16 protein-coding genes and 2 riboswitches are annotated in these 15,899 nt (G+C 37.6%); of the genes, 2 read left to right on the top strand and 14 right to left on the bottom strand.

Annotation, left to right across the window (positions count from 1 at the left end):
- Positions 1 to 14 precede the first annotated feature (14 nt).
- Together AB3U99_RS02575 and AB3U99_RS02570 are read right to left on the bottom strand one after the other, a co-directional pair.
- Positions 15 to 443 carry a pyridoxamine 5'-phosphate oxidase family protein gene (locus tag AB3U99_RS02575; protein ID WP_400245225.1) on the bottom strand — a complete coding sequence of 143 codons (429 nt, stop codon included), beginning with the start codon at positions 441 to 443 and terminating at the stop codon, positions 15 to 17.
- Between the two features lie 59 nt (positions 444 to 502).
- Positions 503 to 862, bottom strand: coding sequence for a carboxymuconolactone decarboxylase family protein (locus AB3U99_RS02570; protein ID WP_400245224.1), 360 nt, complete (start codon positions 860 to 862; stop codon positions 503 to 505).
- Between the two features lie 164 nt (positions 863 to 1,026).
- On the opposite strand from AB3U99_RS02570, the gene AB3U99_RS02565 reads away from it, so the two are divergent.
- Both AB3U99_RS02565 and splB read left to right on the top strand, forming a co-directional pair.
- Positions 1,027 to 1,290, top strand: coding sequence for a transcriptional regulator SplA domain-containing protein (locus AB3U99_RS02565; RefSeq protein WP_400245223.1), 264 nt, complete (start codon positions 1,027 to 1,029; stop codon positions 1,288 to 1,290).
- Positions 1,287 to 2,315: a spore photoproduct lyase gene (gene splB / locus AB3U99_RS02560; RefSeq protein ID WP_400245222.1), complete on the top strand. Its 1,029-nt coding sequence runs from the start codon at positions 1,287 to 1,289 to the stop codon at positions 2,313 to 2,315. The genes AB3U99_RS02565 and splB overlap by 4 nt, the downstream gene beginning before the upstream one ends.
- A gap of 268 nt (positions 2,316 to 2,583) precedes the next feature.
- On the opposite strand, the gene AB3U99_RS02555 is transcribed toward splB, so the two are convergent.
- The 12 genes from AB3U99_RS02555 to AB3U99_RS02500 all read right to left on the bottom strand — a co-directional run bounded on the left by AB3U99_RS02555 (position 2,584) and on the right by AB3U99_RS02500 (position 15,619).
- Positions 2,584 to 3,129 carry a DUF6155 family protein gene (locus tag AB3U99_RS02555; RefSeq protein ID WP_400245221.1) on the bottom strand — a complete coding sequence of 182 codons (546 nt, stop codon included), beginning with the start codon at positions 3,127 to 3,129 and terminating at the stop codon, positions 2,584 to 2,586.
- A gap of 161 nt (positions 3,130 to 3,290) precedes the next feature.
- Positions 3,291 to 4,103 carry a PHP domain-containing protein gene (locus AB3U99_RS02550; protein WP_400245220.1) on the bottom strand — a complete coding sequence of 271 codons (813 nt, stop codon included), beginning with the start codon at positions 4,101 to 4,103 and terminating at the stop codon, positions 3,291 to 3,293.
- 12 nt (positions 4,104 to 4,115) lie between these two features.
- A complete protein-coding gene (locus AB3U99_RS02545; RefSeq protein WP_400245219.1) occupies positions 4,116 to 5,192 on the bottom strand; it encodes an ABC transporter ATP-binding protein in 1,077 nt (358 codons plus the stop codon).
- Positions 5,179 to 6,909, bottom strand: a complete 1,731-nt coding sequence (locus AB3U99_RS02540) for an ABC transporter permease (protein ID WP_400245218.1) — start codon at positions 6,907 to 6,909, stop codon at positions 5,179 to 5,181. Before AB3U99_RS02540 ends, AB3U99_RS02545 begins: the two co-directional genes overlap by 14 nt.
- Before the next feature lie 27 nt (positions 6,910 to 6,936).
- Entirely contained in the window at positions 6,937 to 7,977 is a 1,041-nt protein-coding gene (locus AB3U99_RS02535; protein ID WP_400245217.1) for an ABC transporter substrate-binding protein, read from the bottom strand.
- Positions 7,970 to 8,779 carry a 5'/3'-nucleotidase SurE gene (gene surE, locus AB3U99_RS02530; protein ID WP_400245216.1) on the bottom strand — a complete coding sequence of 270 codons (810 nt, stop codon included), beginning with the start codon at positions 8,777 to 8,779 and terminating at the stop codon, positions 7,970 to 7,972. Before surE ends, AB3U99_RS02535 begins: the two co-directional genes overlap by 8 nt.
- Complete coding sequence (locus AB3U99_RS02525; RefSeq protein WP_400245215.1) at positions 8,776 to 9,558, bottom strand: sugar phosphate isomerase/epimerase family protein; 783 nt, start codon at positions 9,556 to 9,558, stop codon at positions 8,776 to 8,778. The genes surE and AB3U99_RS02525 overlap by 4 nt, the downstream gene beginning before the upstream one ends.
- Before the next feature lie 365 nt (positions 9,559 to 9,923).
- Positions 9,924 to 11,561 (bottom strand): pyridoxal phosphate-dependent decarboxylase family protein, encoded by a 1,638-nt coding sequence (locus AB3U99_RS02520; RefSeq protein ID WP_400245214.1) that lies wholly within the window; start codon positions 11,559 to 11,561, stop codon positions 9,924 to 9,926.
- Positions 11,562 to 11,598: 37 nt separating this feature from the next.
- Positions 11,599 to 12,966, bottom strand: coding sequence for a sodium-dependent transporter (locus tag AB3U99_RS02515; protein WP_400245213.1), 1,368 nt, complete (start codon positions 12,964 to 12,966; stop codon positions 11,599 to 11,601).
- A 120-nt stretch (positions 12,967 to 13,086) separates the two neighbouring features.
- A riboswitch (cyclic di-GMP riboswitch) is annotated at positions 13,087 to 13,172 on the bottom strand.
- Between the two features lie 94 nt (positions 13,173 to 13,266).
- The gene (locus AB3U99_RS02510) at positions 13,267 to 14,436 is read right to left on the bottom strand and encodes a methyl-accepting chemotaxis protein (protein ID WP_400245212.1); all 1,170 of its coding nucleotides are present in this window, start codon (positions 14,434 to 14,436) and stop codon (positions 13,267 to 13,269) included.
- Between the two features lie 48 nt (positions 14,437 to 14,484).
- Entirely contained in the window at positions 14,485 to 15,195 is a 711-nt protein-coding gene (locus AB3U99_RS02505) for a hypothetical protein (protein WP_400245211.1), read from the bottom strand.
- A gap of 55 nt (positions 15,196 to 15,250) precedes the next feature.
- Positions 15,251 to 15,619 (bottom strand): hypothetical protein, encoded by a 369-nt coding sequence (locus AB3U99_RS02500; RefSeq protein WP_400245210.1) that lies wholly within the window; start codon positions 15,617 to 15,619, stop codon positions 15,251 to 15,253.
- A gap of 113 nt (positions 15,620 to 15,732) precedes the next feature.
- Positions 15,733 to 15,819: riboswitch (cyclic di-GMP riboswitch) on the bottom strand.
- Between the last annotated feature and the right edge of the window lie 80 nt (positions 15,820 to 15,899).

The raw sequence follows: 15,899 nt of genomic DNA, 5'->3' as shown, positions 1-15,899 counted from the left end.
CCGTATGGAGGTAACTAATTTTTTAAAGATAACTCTTGTGTTTGTTCGCCTTCCATGTTTAAAATCCGAACCACTTCTGGCTGTATCTGAAGAAAGACATAATTTGGATCTTCTGGACCGTTAAACCATTGATTAAACGACTCATCCCAAAATTGTTTTTTCAGTGTCTTTGAATCATTAATAGCAGAAGTCCCGGAAATTTCAACATAGGCATCGCTTTGTCCCTTTTCCTCATATCCTAATAATACAGAAACATATGGATTTTTCTCTATCTCCTCTATCTTTTCTGTATCCATCTGAGTTGGTGTATACAATGTTAGCCCCTTATTGTAAAACGTCATGTATCGAGAATGAGGTTTGTTATCTTCAACAGATGAAAGTATCCCTGTTCGATGACTAGAGATAATATTTACAGCCTGCTTTTCTATCTCATGATATGTCATAATTATTTTCACTCCTACTTTATATAATTGCTAGGAAAGATTTAAAATAAAAACTTCTATTAATGTTCTAATCGATTTAATTCCTGAATGCATTCTTGAACCAGTGTAACCCCTTGGCTCATAGTTGCTCCTCCTCCAAATGCAGCAGTTACGCCCACAGCTTCTAAGATTTCCTGTTCTGAACAGCCTTGATCCAAACATCCCTTTGTATGATAAATAATACAGTACTCATCCTGTGCGTGAAGGCTGATTCCTAAAGCAATTAATTGCTTTTGTTTTTGAGATAAAGCTCCTTCTCCAAAACACGCTTCTGTAAAAGCATTAAATCTACTTGCAAATTCAGGCATCTTCCCAGTAAAATCACCAAGCCCTTTTTTATACGTTAACAGTGTAGTTTCTATTGAATTTCTAGCTTCCATTTCTTAAACGCTCCTTTTTGTCATAGTGTACATCAGCATTATTATGAGCAAAAATAGAACGATTATAAGCGGATTTCACTTCCCATCACTTCCAAAAAAAGTAATACATACTTAAAGAATCCAAGGTGAAAAATCTTAATAGATTGAATGTAGAAAGTGAGTGAATGACACTGTATAACGAAAACCAAACTTTTCAAGCCGGAGACATCGTCTATGTATTTTACAGAAACCCACATACCCAAGATGTAGCTAATATTCAAGCTGCTGCTATAGTTAAAAATCCGGAAGATTCCAATCAATTATCTTTATTTTTATACGAAAATTACTATCCTCTATCTAACGAGGTTGCTGTATATACTACAGAAGAAGAAGCTCAGCAAGCTTACTATTACTATTATGGAGATGTTTCGGAAGGGAGATTGGAATGATTAAACCATTTACACCGAAGCTAGTTTATTTTGAACCAGATGCACTAAACTATCCATTAGGAAAAGAGCTACTTGAAAAGTTTGAAAAAACGGATGTAGAAATTCGGCACACTACTTCCCATAATCAAGTTAGAAACCTTCCTGGAGACAATGATTTCCAGCGTTACCGTGTAGCAAAATCAACCCTTGTCGTCGGTATTCGCAAGACGCTCAAATTCGACACCTCCAAGCCTTCTGCTGAATACGCTATTCCTTTTGCTACCGGTTGTATGGGGCATTGTCACTATTGCTATTTGCAAACAACAATGGGAAGTAAGCCTTACATTCGTACGTATGTAAATGTTGACGAAATTTTAGAAGCTGCCGATAAATACATGCAAGAGCGCGCTCCAGAATTTACTCGATTCGAAGCATCCTGTACATCCGATATTGTCGGCATTGATCATTTAACCCATACCCTTAAACGTGCAATTGAACATTTTGGAGAATCGGAGTACGGAAAATTGAGGTTTGTAACAAAGTTTCATCAGGTTGATCACTTACTTGATGCCAAACATAATGGAAAAACCCGCTTTCGGTTTAGTGTAAATGCTGATTATGTCATCAAGCATTTTGAGCCTGGGACCTCTCCTCTAGCCAAAAGAATCGAAGCTGCGGGAAAAGTTGCAAGAGCTGGATATCCCCTTGGGTTTATTGTGGCACCAATTTATCTCCACGAAGGATGGGAAGAAGGATACCTTCACATGTTCGAACGTCTAGACGCTGAGTTGCCAGCTGAAGCAAAAAAGGATTTAACATTCGAATTTATCCAGCACCGTTTTACTAAACCAGCTAAAAGAGTCATTCAAAAAAATTATCCGATGACAAAGTTAGAGCTAGATGAAGAAAAACGAAGGTATAAATGGGGGAAATATGGGATTGGAAAATATATTTATCAAAAAGAGGAAGAAGAAGATATTAAAAATCATCTTTATTCCTATATGAAAAAATTCTTTCCTGATGCTAAACTAGAATATTTCACGTAACTAGTGATACTGAAATGTTACTTGATATAAAGATGTTTAAATATGCCACTTAACTTTAAGTTAGTGGCAACTTTCAAAATATTTCATTCAAAAATACGCGGTTCTTTTTAAATGGATTTTTTCTAAATGAGTGTTGCTTTTTCAATAGAAAAAAATAAATTAATTAGAAATGCTGAATTTTTGACTCCCTATGGTAAGCGAAGTGGATTCATAGTAACAAACTTTACGAAAACAGCCTTTTAAATAGATTACTTATTCTTATTCCATCTCATTCATCCTCTTCCAACCAATCTAAAGAATAATAAATAGCACAAATATCATCATGATATCCCCATCCAATTCCATCTGTTTCACTGACAATCAAATAAAGACGATCTTTAAAAATGTTGTAAAATTCCTCGCTCTTATTGCATTCATTCACTACTTTGTTATACATTGAAACCATACTATTATAGAATTTTTCCTCTATATCACCGTATGTATTGGTAAATTTTGTTCCAGTTTCAACATAGTAAAGCATCAAATCTATTGTTTTACCGTCATCAGAGGAAAGTTTCTTAAAATTTGAAATTGCATCTCTTGCAACTCCCAATCGCATTTTCGCAAAACCGCGATTTGGAAAGAATTCATTCTCTACTATTTTTTTTGTTTTTTCATATAAATCTTTAATAGCTTCTTCTCCTTTAAACCTATTAGATAAGTATTGCTGGACATCTTTATTGACTTTATACAAATCTGAAATTAACTGCATTAGTTCTTTTTGTTCCAAAGTCTTAAGTTCTTTTTTTAATTCATTTAGTTTTAATAATGCCATTTGTCCACCGTTCCTTTTCTATAAATTATTGCAAATGCAAATAGAATGTTCCAAAAGTGTTCTTCCTAAAAAACGTAAAAAGCTTTACTTTTATTTAAAGCAAAGCTTCACTAAAATGCAATTAAATTTCTCTATAAACAACACTATAATTTATCTAGATGCTAAGGAACCATATTACCAAACCGCACTAGAATCTGAGGATCTTCTATCTCCACACTCCCAATCGGAAAAGGATTTCGTGATTCTGGACCATGAAAATCACTTCCTCCAGAAATAAGAAGATTCCTTTCGACCGCTAATCTTCTCCAACAGTCTTGGTCCTCCTTAGAATGTTTGGAGTGATAGACTTCGATTCCATCCAATCCAGAATCGATCAAGTGCTGAACATTAAATTCATGCTTATAAATTCCAGGATGAGCAAGAAAGGCAAGACCACCAGCCTCATGGATTAGCTTAATGGCATCCACTGCGGAAAAACTTCCTCTTTCCTCAAAGCCAGGTTTCCCCTTTTTTAAAAGTTCTTCATACGCCTGTTTACTGCTGTGAAAGTATCCTGCTTCCACTAACTCATCTGCAATATGTGTTCTAACAAGAACTCCCTTTCCCACACGTGCAAGGCAATTTTCAAAAGAAATGTTAAATCCAAGCGTCTTTAATTTTGCTACAATTCTTTTTCCCCATTGCAACCGATCTGCCACTCTCCAAGAGACATGTTCTCTTAAGCTTGGATTCTCTGGATCAAAGTTGTAGCCTAAAATATGAAGTTCTCCTAAAAGACCATCTGTATTTAGTTCGATGCCCGGAATAATTTTCAAGCTATTAACATTATGGGATATTGCCTCTTCATATCCAGCTAAAACATCATGATCGGTAATCGAAATGATTTTTATTCCCTTTTTTATACTATCTTCTACTATCTCACGAGGGGTCCAGGAACCATCTGAGTATTCAGAGTGAATATGTAAATCAATCATTCTATTTCCTCCCTACCTGCTACCTACTAAAACAGCTTTTTGGGCTGTGCCAGTATAAATTTTTAATGAAACAGAGTCACCTGGGAGGAACCTTTTTTCAAAAACAGAAGCATAAACATTAATTGTCTCTTCACCTGACTGAATACTATAATGAATTTCATTCCCTTGGAATTGGGCAAATTGAACAATCCCTGTCATCTGATTCTTTTCCACCTCGCCAAGCTTCCATTGCTCAGGACGAACGGGATAAAGATTTTGGGCTTTTATGTCCTTTGAAATTCCTATGTCTGACCAAGATACCGCCGGGAACTCTGCTGGAATAAATCTATCCTCATCCACCCACTGCCCTTTTATTAGATTGCTTTTCCCAACAAAAGTAGACACAAATACTGATTGCGGAGCATTATAAATACTTTCAGGTGTACCTATCTGTTCTATCTTTCCATGGTTCATCACGACAATTCTATCTGCCATTGCCAGTGCCTCCCCTTGATCATGAGTAACGTAAATGATCGTTGTTCCCAATTTCCGGTGAATCGCGCCTATCTCTTTTCTCATTTCCATGCGAAGCTCGGCATCAAGCGCACTTAACGGCTCATCCATCAAGAGAAGAGACGGCTTTGGAACGATGGCGCGCGCTAGTGCAACACGTTGTTTTTGACCTCCAGAAAGTTCAGCGGGGTAACGATCTTTTAAATGAGAAAGACCGACCATTTCCAATGCCTCCGTAACTCTTATTGCCTGCTCCTCCTTGGCATTTGTTTTGCCAAATCGATGATGCTTAAGCGGAAATCGAATATGCTCTTCTACTGTCATATGTGGCCATAATGCAAAGGATTGAAACACCATACTAATATTCCTTTTTTCAGGTGGTACGAGTTTACTGGAGCTTGCTGCTATTTCATCGTCTATGGAGATTGTTCCTTCTGTTGGTTTCATAAATCCTGCCAAAAGCCGTAGCAATGTCGTCTTCCCGCATCCAGAAGGACCAAGAATAGCGATAAATTCTCCGTTCAATAGTTCCAAATCAATATTCTCTAGAGCTGTATAATTGCCATAATTCTTTTTTAACCCATCAATTCGAATCACTCATCATCACCTTCTTCTTCCATATTTTTTCGAATAGAACAAACAGAATCCCCATTGTTATTACAGCTGTTACGATTAATGTTGAAAATGCAGTGGAATAAGTGGAGTATCCAGCTTGCTCAAAACTAAAGATGACAACACCAATCGTTTCAGAGCCGCTTGACCATAATAGACTTGAAACAGTAAGCTCCGTAAGGGCAGTCAAAAACACAAGAGCGGCACCACTTAATACTCCCGGCAAAAGCAGCGGAAAAAGAATGCTTTTCCATTTAACATAGGCCCTTGCTCCCGAGGTTCTTGCTGCTTCCTCCATAGAAGGATCTATTTGCGAAAAGGCAGTCAGGCTTCCTCGCATTTGCAGCACGGTAAAACGGGTTATATAAGCAATCAGTAAAATCCATATCGTTCCATAAACTCCTGGTTGAAAGCCTGGGAACGGCTGAAGCCACATTAAAATAATAGCCAAAGCAAATACCGTTCCTGGCAAAGCATACGGAATGGTGACAATGATTTCCGAAGCCTTCACAAAAAAGGATGGCTTTTTAAAGCGAATATAGGCAATCGCTGTTCCAATAACCATACAGATCAACATAGTAGCAAGTGCGAGGGTTACACTATTTCCTATTGCTGAACCGGTTTTAGCATCTTCAAATAGCAGGTAGCGGTAATTTTTCAAAGAAAGATTTTCCCATGAAAGCGATAATCCATATGCCCTGATAAAGGAGGTAGAAGCCATAACAATCAACGGCACAAGGGTTGTGAGCAATAAGAAGACCCATAATGCAAGCTCTGCTACATTCCTCCAGCCTCTCGTGAGATAATATCTTGGCTCTGTATCTCTTGCAGTTGTTTCACTTACATTGCTTTTTCTAATTATTGCCCACTGAACTACAGTACCAATTAGCGCAATCACGCCAAGAATAACCGAAAGTACAGCTGCTCTGGAAAAGGCAGATGGTCCATATCCAATGATCTGTTCATAAATATAAGTACTTAATACGCGAATATTTGCAGGAATACCAAGGAAAGCCGGAATGCCAAAGTTATCAATATTAGACAGAAAAGCAAGAATACCGCCACTAGCGATTCCTGGCAGTGCCATTGGAAAAATAACTTTTCGAAAAACAACTCCACCAGATGCTCCGGAAGTGCTGGCAGCATATTTCAGCTCTCTCGGAATACGACGAAATACCTCCACACTCATCAAATAAACAAGAGGATAATGAGAAAGCCCAAGTACAAAAATGATTCCTCCCATGCTGTACAAATTAATGGACTCATTAAATAGAAACTGAATGGGACCATTTCCTCCAAAAAACTGAACCCAAGCAAGTGTTGATATATAGGAGGGGATTAAAAACGGTAAAAAGATAAGCAATTGCAGCCATTTTTTTGCCCGGATATTTACATAAGCCATTGTAAAGGCAAGCCCTACTCCTAAAACTAAGGAAAGCAATGTACTGGAAATCGTTATAATAATGGTATTTTGAATCGTCCTCCAGGTTGCCTTTTCTAACAGTACTTCCTGATAAAGCATGAGGCCGACTTCTCCCCCTGAGGATACACTCAGCCAAACGAGACGACATACAGGAAGCAAAAATACAAAGATAAGCAATAGAAAACCGGGGACGCCCCACCAATTACGGGTAAAATAAGAAAAGGAGAACGGAGATAAAGCTTCCGTTTTCCTTTCTGAACGCTGAACCTGCGAGTCCATTCTGTCCACTCCTTCTTAAAAAGTGTTCTATTCGCTGATAACTGTTTCAAATTCCTTTTTATCAGCATCTCTTGTCTTATACAATTCCTGCACATTTGCCGAAATTACCTTTATTTCATCAATCGTTTTTAGTCCTTCAGGAGCTTCTACCCCTTTGCGAATTGGAGTATAACCTAGCTCTGCAGCAAGCTTTTGCCCCTCTTCAGAAAGAACGAAATCAACAAAAGCCTTTGCTGCCTCTAGATTTTGAGCATCCTTCATGATTCCAATTGGTTCCGTAATAACTGGCACACCCTCTTCAGGATAAACAAGCTCAACTGGAGATCCTTCTGCCTTAGCACGTGTAACAAGATAGTCAACAATCATTCCATAGTCTTCTTCTCCGCCAGCAACTCCTTTAAGCACATCTCCATTCCCTTTAGTTACTGTTACATCGTTTGCAGCAATATTTTTGTAGAAATCCCAGCCAAAGGTATCTTGACGAGTAAACACGCCTAAATTGTAAGCAGCAGCACCAGAATATAACGGGCTTGGCATAATAATTTTCCCTTTTGCCTCTTTAGAAGTCAGCGCATTCCAGCTCGTAGGCATTTCTTTTACATTTTCTGTATTTACAACTAGGCCAGTAGCCATGACCTTTGTTCCAAAGTAAGTATGATCTGGATCAATAAGCTCTGTAGGGATTTCAGCTGCTTCTCCTGTTTCATATGCTTGAAGCATATCCTCTTCCTTTAAGCTTTCGAACGTTACAGCATCTGCAACCAGCAGTACATCTGCCTGAATCTTCCCAGCCATTTTTTCCGCTTTAATTTTTGAAATTACTTCCTCTGTACCTGAACGGAAGGTTTCCACCTTTACATCAGGATATTTAGCCTGAAACGCTTCTACCAATTTGGCCGCATCTGCATCTGGCTGAGAAGTATAAAAATGAAGAGCTCCTTCTACCTTCGCCTCTGTAATATTAGTATCTTCTGAAGCATTACTTGTCTCACTGCTTTCCTTACTACCGCAACCTGCAGCAAAAGCCATCAATATTCCAATTATTAAAACAAGCATCCATTTACGCATAATCTATTTCCTCCTCATCTGTACTTGCAAAATTTAAATGGGAAAACCATCTTTCAATTTGTTCTTGTTTTCTTTTATGAAACGTTCTAAACTCAATCGGTGATACAGTGACAAACCCATTTCTTAGTAAAAAGTAATCACTATCTTTCTCAAAATCTTTCATATTATGTAGCTGATCCTTCAACCAGTAATAGACTTGTCCATGGGGATCATTCAAGCCTACATAGGAATAGCGGGCAACCTTCATATCAAGGGGAACAGTGCGGACTCCCTTACACATTTCCCTAGATAAATAAGGCAAGTTCACGTTCAAGAAAACCCCCTTTGGAATCTTGTTCTGTAGAAGCACCTCCACAATAGGATAAAATAGCCTTTTTACCTTTTCATAATTAATGTCCATGTCAGAAAAGGCATTTAATGATACTGCCACAGCAGGAATGCCATAAAGCAATCCTTCTACAGCCCCAGCCATTGTTCCTGAATAATAAAGATCACGACCCAGATTTGGTCCATGATTTATTCCCGAGATAACAAGGTCAGGTGGATTCTTCATAAGCACTTCAATCCCCAGCTTCACACAATCTGCTGGTGTCCCATTAACTGCCCAACAGCCTTTTACACCAGGAAAAAGAGGAAGCGGCTTTGCTTTTAAAGGTACTCTTAAGGTTATCGAGTGACTGACTGCACTTCTTTCCTGATCTGGACAGGACACATAAACATCAGCAAAATGCTGCAACACTTCAACAAGCGCCTGAAGACCGGGAGCAAAAATGCCATCATCGTTTGTCACCAAAATCTTCATTGAGGCACCCCTTTCATCATTTCCAGGCTTTTTAAATAGTGAAGATTATGCTTCCACCAGTTCAAGCTTTCCGATGGATCGAAACCCTCGACTACAACAGGGATAGAAGAGATAGAAAAAAATTCTTTCAGCATATTGCGATCAAGTATACCCGTACCAAGAGGAACATGTAGCTGACTTTTAGAATTATCACTAATATGAATTTTGTCCACATTTATTAATTCGGCAAAGACATGCTGAGGAACGTCCTCCGAAATATGAGCAACATCAAAGGTTGTTTTAAGTTCCGGTAAAAAATCTGCTATCAATCGATTCATCGTATCAGGACTTGTCACAAATTCCTTTGCTTTTATCTCCATCAACTCTATGCTAAGGGTTTTCTTATACCGTTTCGCTGTTTCTATTAATGTAAAAATAGATTCCATCATTAAAGTTTCATATATTTCCTGTTTCATTTGGGGAAGCGTCAACCGCCCCGGGTGGAATGTTATAGAGTCTGCACCTATCTCATCTGCTAGCTTAATGGAATGCTGAATTTGCCTTACAGAGCTTTCTCTTATCTCTTTTTCTAAAGAACAGATGTTCAAATCCCAGCTTGCGGCATGCATAGTCAGGTTGATAGACTGATCTCGATTAGCTTCTCGGATTTTTTCTGGATTTGTCCCGTGAAACCATACCTGCTCTGCCCAAACCTCCAGTCCTGATAATTCGCTCTGCTTGGCAAGCTGTACCACTTCGTCTACCGGATAAGCCCAAGCTAACGTTGAAGCAAAATGCATAAAAATCCCTCACTCCTTTGATAGAATTATTAACAATGTTGTTTCCTCTACTAATTAAATTTTAGAAAATAAATATAAAGCTACTTTGGGGAGGAATGTAAAGTTATTATTAATAAGATTCAGAATTTTCTTTGGAGGGATGTTTGATTTATCAACAAAAACGAGATTTTATGTAAAGGGAGAGTAAATTTTTTACATTACGTTAAAATGCACGACTATTTATGAGAATGATTATTTCCAGCATTTTTTAATCTAGATATTTACAGCGGAAAAGAAGCAAAGTTTTCACAATGTAAAAAATCCTCCTGCTATGGCAGGGGGATTTAATCTTACTTTATATCCATGAACAATTCTCATATTCCCTTTTAATGAACAACTACCTTTTTCATTTTCAAGAAAAACTCAAAATGCTCTCTTAAAAATTCAACATAACGATCTACCTCTTCCATCGTTGAATAGGGCGAAATCGTGAAAAATTTATGTGCATATACAGGTATTCGTTTATTTGAATTGGCTGCTTCTACGAGACGCTGCTTTTTTGTATTTCCAAAGAAAACCGTATCTCGTTCGGCACCAATTACTTCTGCAAACTCATCATTAAATTGATTAATTTCGTTTATTTCTTCCACCGTTAAAAGTCCGCCCGATTCTTCCTTCCATTTAGAAATTTCAGGATAAAAACGGAATGTTGTAATCGGCGAAACTTCATTCGTAATTGCTACATTCGAAATCTCGCTTATTAACATTTCCCTAAACTTACTATTAACGCGAATATAGTTGGCTAGAAGCTTCTGATATCCTTCCATCCCAAATGCTAATAACGATGCATAGATTGAAAGAGCACTTCCCATTCGCGAGCATTCTAATGTGTAGCCTGTATGATAGCTTCCATACCCACGATTCCCAACATAGGGCGTTTCCTCTTCGTCTAAATCGACATACATTAAGTTCTCTCTGTTCTTCATTAAAAATAAACTCGTAATATACGGTGTTTGTCCTAGCTTATGGAAATCAAAGACCATACTATCTGCAAGTTTGATCTGTTTAAACTTCTGTTGATAGGATTTCAATACCCCCTTAACGTTGTCTTCCAATTGAAGTGGGTTACTGTCAAAGTCGTAATCATTAAAGAAGGTATACATTCCTCCCATTGCTGAGTCGGCATGAATATAGATTGGTCTTAGACAATGCTTGCGTTCTAGCTCTTCCGCTAGCTGCTTCATTGCCCCTATGTCATCAATCCCAAATGTATCAGTTGTTCCCATTGTTGCAAGAATATAAAGTGGAACACCGCCATTTGAAATTACCTGCTCCATTTTTTCTTTTAAATCTTTGAGATTCATAGAATGATCCTGATTCACTTTCACACGAACCATGTTTTCTACCCCAATCCCCGTTGCTTCTACAGATTTATACAAGCTGTAGTGGGATAACTCTGAACAGAAGCAATAAAGATTTTTCGGAATACCCATTTGATTAGAGGAAGGGGCATAACGTGCAATCGCAAGGCGTAAAGAATTAAAAACAGCACCTTGTCCCCCCCAGGTTGTGTAGCCGGCACTTAGATTTTCATCATAGCCGATTAGCTTGGACAGCATGCTTGTTACTTCGACCTCTGCTGTAGCCGCCGCCGGACCTTCTACATCCCAAAGATTGTTCCCATTGATAAGCACCATTACTAAATTCCCGATGATACTAGCAATATTCGGAAGGGGCGCCGCATTGGCCACATAGTTTCTATTTACATATCGATGTCCTTCCACCAATTTTAGAAGCTTCTGCATCACTTCCTCCATTGATACACCCGTTTTCGGAACATCTGCCTTTTCAATAACACGATTATAGTAGTCCTCTGTGTATTCCGGCATTTCTCCTAGCGTTAGTTTGTTAGGATCCTTTAATTCATCTATTTTCGTTAAAATTGTCTTAAAGTAGGACAATAATTCCTCTCGCTGAAAGTCATTTCCATCCATACTAGGAAACAATTCTTGTATTTCCTTCATTGTTCGACCTCCCTGATGTTCTTACTAAAAGTAGTTTTTATTTAAACAAAGCGATAATCCAATCCGATAATCCTGCTGCGTCTAAAAAAACGACGATAATCGCAATGGGAACGATGTACTTCAACAGAAAATAACAGATGGAAAAGAATGTGTATCCTACACTCGATCCTTGCTTTAATTCCGCAAACAAATCTCCTTTTGGAATTTTTCGTGATACAAAAATCGCAATTAATAACGCACCTAAAGGCATTAAGATATTACTGACCGTGTAATCCATCAGGTCAAAAATCGTCTTATTAAAAATATGGACATCTGCAAGTACACCATAAGATAGACAGGATGGAACACCAACGATAAAAATCAGCATTCCAATTACCCAAGTACTTTTCTTCCGTTTACTTGCATCATTTTTCGTAACTGCCGCTACAATAATTTCAATCATGGAGAAAGCAGAAGTAAAAGCAGCAAACAAGAATAGTAGTAAAAATGCCAAGAAGAAAAGCGTCCCAAAAGGCATATGGGCAAACACTGCAGGTAAAACCGAGAAGATTAAAACAGGTCCTGCATTCGGTTCCATACCAAAGGAGAAAACGCCTGGGAAAATAGCTAGTCCTGCTAATAAAGCAATAACAATATTTAAGATAATGATAGAAACAGCTGATTGAGGTAAATTTTGCGTCTTAGGTAAATAAGAAGCATATGTAAGCATAACCGAAACACCTAATGACAAGGTAAAAAATGCTTGCCCAAGGGCAAATAGGATACTCTCAGATGTCAGCTTTGAAAAGTCTGGTACAAGTAAAAATTTCACACCCTCCATTGCTCCATCCAAACTTAAAGAACGAATCACTAATAGTAAAAATAAAATAAGTAACGCAGGCATCATCACCTTGCTTGCTAACTCAATCCCTTTTTGAACCCCTTTTGCAACGACAAGAATCGTAACAAGCATAAATACAAGCTGTGCTGCAATAGTGGAATATGAATTAGAAATAATGTCGCCAAAAAGCTCCCCGTACTGATCCTGAGTCAATCCAGCTAAGCCACCGCTCAAAAGCTTTACAATATATAAAATAATCCAGCCGCCTACAACACTATAGAACGATAAAAGTAAAAAGCTTGTAAAAACACCGATTTTCCCAATAAAGTTCCACTTCGGATTCAAGGCTAACTTGCCATATGTTTGAATCGGACTACTTTGTCCCATTCTCCCAATCATAAATTCTCCTAATAATAAGGGCATTCCTAAAACTAAGGTAAATGCTAAAAAGAGTAAGAGGAAGGCTCCACCGCCACCTGTTCCAGCTACATAAGGAAATTTCCAAATAGCCCCCAACCCTATCGCTGATCCAGCTGCAGCTAAAACAAAGCCTATTTTCGATTTCCATTGTTCTTGTTGTGCCATTTCTACTCCCTTTCCTTTTGAATACCATTCCTTCTGCTACGACAAACAAATCAAAAAAAGTCCACCCAAAGGAGGACATAAAAAAGCAAAATATCGCTTCATTAGTAACTATCCAACCTTTTCGGCAACCCGGCTGCCATAGAAATTATTTCTTTAGGCCCGCAGCTTTGCGTCCCCATCTTTCAATGAGTTTGCTATTATCGAAGGAATATTACAAAATACTTTTATTGTTATCGCTATACAATTGCAAATGAAAGCTTCTCACACATTTGATTAACCTATGAGAAGCAATTATATAGCTTATACCGCTATGCTACTGTTATCTTCAGCATGTTGATTCCATGTAGATAGTAGTTTGTCTACATCATTTTTCAGCGCTAAAAGATTCTCTGCTTCCTGAACTAGATTTTGAATGGTTTGCAGTTCGTCATCACTAATCCCGATTAATTCCTCAAACATTTCAACAGATTCTCGCGAAATAGTCGCTATCTGAACAATCGTTGTCATGATTTGTTGAGAAGCCGAGGATAATTCTTCTGTACTCGCAGAAGAATTTTCATTATTTTCAGCAATGACCTTTGTAGTCGAGAGAATTTGTTCGAACATCGTACCAACTTCTAAAATATTCGTGTTCGTGTCTTTAAACTCTTCTGTACCCTGCTGCATTGATTTCACAACTATTCCTGTTTCTTCTTGGATATTTCTTACAATACTAGATACTTCAGAAGAAGATTGACGGGACTGTTCAGCCAGTTTTCGCACTTCATCTGCTACAACTGCAAAGCCTTTACCATGTTCACCTGCACGAGCAGCTTCGATTGCAGCATTTAATGCCAATAAATTAATTTGTTCGGAAATTCCTGTAATTACTTTTACAATTGTACCAATCTCTTGGGACTTTTCTCCAAGCTTATTAATGGCATGAAAGGTTGTATTGATTGTTTGGTTAAATTGCTCCATTTTTCCTAAAGAGTCCTTTAACTTCACATTTCCTTCTTGCGTCAATTCTAAAGTTGTATTCGACTGTTCTGAAATTTGATTGGACCTTATCGATAAATCTTCGATTGCCTGAGCCATTTCTTCCATCGATAGGGCGCTTTCCTCTGTAGCGACTAATTGTTTTTGTAGCCCTCTTCCTACCTCATCAATTGCAGCTCTGACAATATCCGCCTTCTCCATGGCATTTTCACCGATTTCAGCTAGATTTTCACCTTTTGTATGTACATTTTTGGAAAAGGAAAAAAACTTTTCTCTTACACGATCTAAAAATACAATTAGTTGATTGTATGTCACATGATAAGAGCTTGTCCCTTCTACTTTGCTGCTTCTATTACCTGCTGCTATTTCTTTCATCCCATTTATGATTTCTTTATTGATATATGGATGATGCTTTAGCGCAAAATATCGGTAAGCAAAATACACTGTTGTTCCCAATAAGATAACAATAATAGCTAACAATATAGCTTCCATAATAAATTACTCTCCTATTTATAAATTTAATTAGACAGAATGAAAATGTTAAAGCTCTTTAATAAGTATATAAGTGCCGTCAGCTATCGTTGAAGAAATACCATTTAATCTACTATTCTCTTCATATTTATGAACAATATAATTTCCTTCTATATCTTTATATTTCTCCATATTATGATATTTCTCCATCACACGTATGGACTTAGGATTTGTCGCTTCTGCTAACACAGCCTTCAAACCTTGTGAAGATGCCTTCGTTATTAATATATTTCCCAATTGTTTAATAACTTCATGACGTTCATGTTCAGCTGTTACTCCTAACATGAATAAATGCAGCATCTCTTCATCCTTCATTTCTTTTCCAGTGCGTTCTTTATAATCTGCCATGAAACGTTTATCTACATCTTCCAGAACATGTAGAATAACATTCATATCAGAAAAGGAACCTTCAAATACATCTTCTCCAATAATTTCTGGTGCATTTGTGTCTCCAGCAAGTACACCGACCACATTTTGATTACGATCTAGAGCAACTGCACAATAGCCTTGCTCCACAGTTGAATCTATATAATCCTTCGTAAACTGATAGAAATCTTCGTAGCCTATTTTTAATTGACCTACCATTGGCTCTTGAACCCATTTACCTGCTATATCTACTCCAATAAATGAGCTTGCAAGACAATCAGCAGCCTTATCAATCAAAGCTGTTTGTTCCTTTGTTATAATTTCATATTCATATAATGCTTGTACCTTTTGCACTTTATGACTCCCTTTCAATTTAAATTAAAAATCCCCTTAATATCGAAACCAAACTTTACATAGAATGAGATACACGATCAATAAACGTACCTGCGAAATCAATTCTTTCTAAGGCATTTCTAATCTGCACTTGGGCAATCTTAGACGAAGGTTTTACTACAAGAACATCCTTAAAACCTAAGCTAGAGTAGAATTGCATCGTTTGTTCCAGCTGTGGTACAACCTTTGATGGGACTGGTGTTTGGTGAGTAGCATCAACAACAAAGGTATAATCTCTTCTTGATACTTTATTAATCGTTTCCTGTAAATCAATCATATATTCCTCTACGTCTCCCTCTCTCATCAACCCATGGACCTGAACATGAATTTCGTTCGAGCTTTCGTTAATTGCCATTTTATACTTCTTTTTGTCTACTACAATCATCTTTTGTCTCCCTTTCCTCAGTCTGCTAAACATTATTATTTTCTACTGATGTCCAAAGCAAAAAGCTATCCCAGACATAGATAGGGATAGCCAAATAATCGTTTGTGGTTATTCTTGGCAACCCGACTATCATTATCCTAGTGGATTTTAGACTCGTAGCTTTGCGTCCTTACCTTTCGATAAGTTTGCCTTTTTCAATTTTAGAAAACATAGTACTAATTTCACGAACATATATTACTATACCATTATAAAGAACATTTAGTTTCTTGTCGATGCTAGT

The sequence above is a fragment of the Niallia tiangongensis genome (genome assembly GCF_044704065.1).
GTDB classification, from domain to species: domain Bacteria; phylum Bacillota; class Bacilli; order Bacillales; family Cytobacillaceae; genus Niallia; species Niallia tiangongensis.
Note: the sequence above shows the minus strand (reverse complement) of the source record. Positions and strands in the feature narration are given on the sequence as shown.

Excerpts from the sequence above, each read along its gene's own strand:
- AB3U99_RS02520 (WP_400245214.1), bottom strand. The coding sequence starts at position 11,561 with ATGAAGGAAATACAAGAATTGTTTCCTAGTATGGATGGAAATGACTTT.
- AB3U99_RS02500 (WP_400245210.1), bottom strand. The coding sequence starts at position 15,619 with ATGATTGTAGTAGACAAAAAGAAGTATAAAATGGCAATTAACGAAAGC.
- surE (WP_400245216.1), bottom strand. The coding sequence starts at position 8,779 with ATGAAGATTTTGGTGACAAACGATGATGGCATTTTTGCTCCCGGTCTT.
- AB3U99_RS02565 (WP_400245223.1), top strand. The coding sequence starts at position 1,027 with ATGACACTGTATAACGAAAACCAAACTTTTCAAGCCGGAGACATCGTC.
- AB3U99_RS02535 (WP_400245217.1), bottom strand. The coding sequence starts at position 7,977 with ATGCGTAAATGGATGCTTGTTTTAATAATTGGAATATTGATGGCTTTT.
- AB3U99_RS02515 (WP_400245213.1), bottom strand. The coding sequence starts at position 12,966 with ATGGCACAACAAGAACAATGGAAATCGAAAATAGGCTTTGTTTTAGCT.
- AB3U99_RS02540 (WP_400245218.1), bottom strand. The coding sequence starts at position 6,909 with ATGGACTCGCAGGTTCAGCGTTCAGAAAGGAAAACGGAAGCTTTATCT.
- AB3U99_RS02525 (WP_400245215.1), bottom strand. The coding sequence starts at position 9,558 with ATGCATTTTGCTTCAACGTTAGCTTGGGCTTATCCGGTAGACGAAGTG.
- AB3U99_RS02575 (WP_400245225.1), bottom strand. The coding sequence starts at position 443 with ATGACATATCATGAGATAGAAAAGCAGGCTGTAAATATTATCTCTAGT.
- AB3U99_RS02510 (WP_400245212.1), bottom strand. The coding sequence starts at position 14,436 with ATGGAAGCTATATTGTTAGCTATTATTGTTATCTTATTGGGAACAACA.
- AB3U99_RS02570 (WP_400245224.1), bottom strand. The coding sequence starts at position 862 with ATGGAAGCTAGAAATTCAATAGAAACTACACTGTTAACGTATAAAAAA.
- AB3U99_RS02550 (WP_400245220.1), bottom strand. The coding sequence starts at position 4,103 with ATGATTGATTTACATATTCACTCTGAATACTCAGATGGTTCCTGGACC.
- AB3U99_RS02555 (WP_400245221.1), bottom strand. The coding sequence starts at position 3,129 with ATGGCATTATTAAAACTAAATGAATTAAAAAAAGAACTTAAGACTTTG.
- splB (WP_400245222.1), top strand. The coding sequence starts at position 1,287 with ATGATTAAACCATTTACACCGAAGCTAGTTTATTTTGAACCAGATGCA.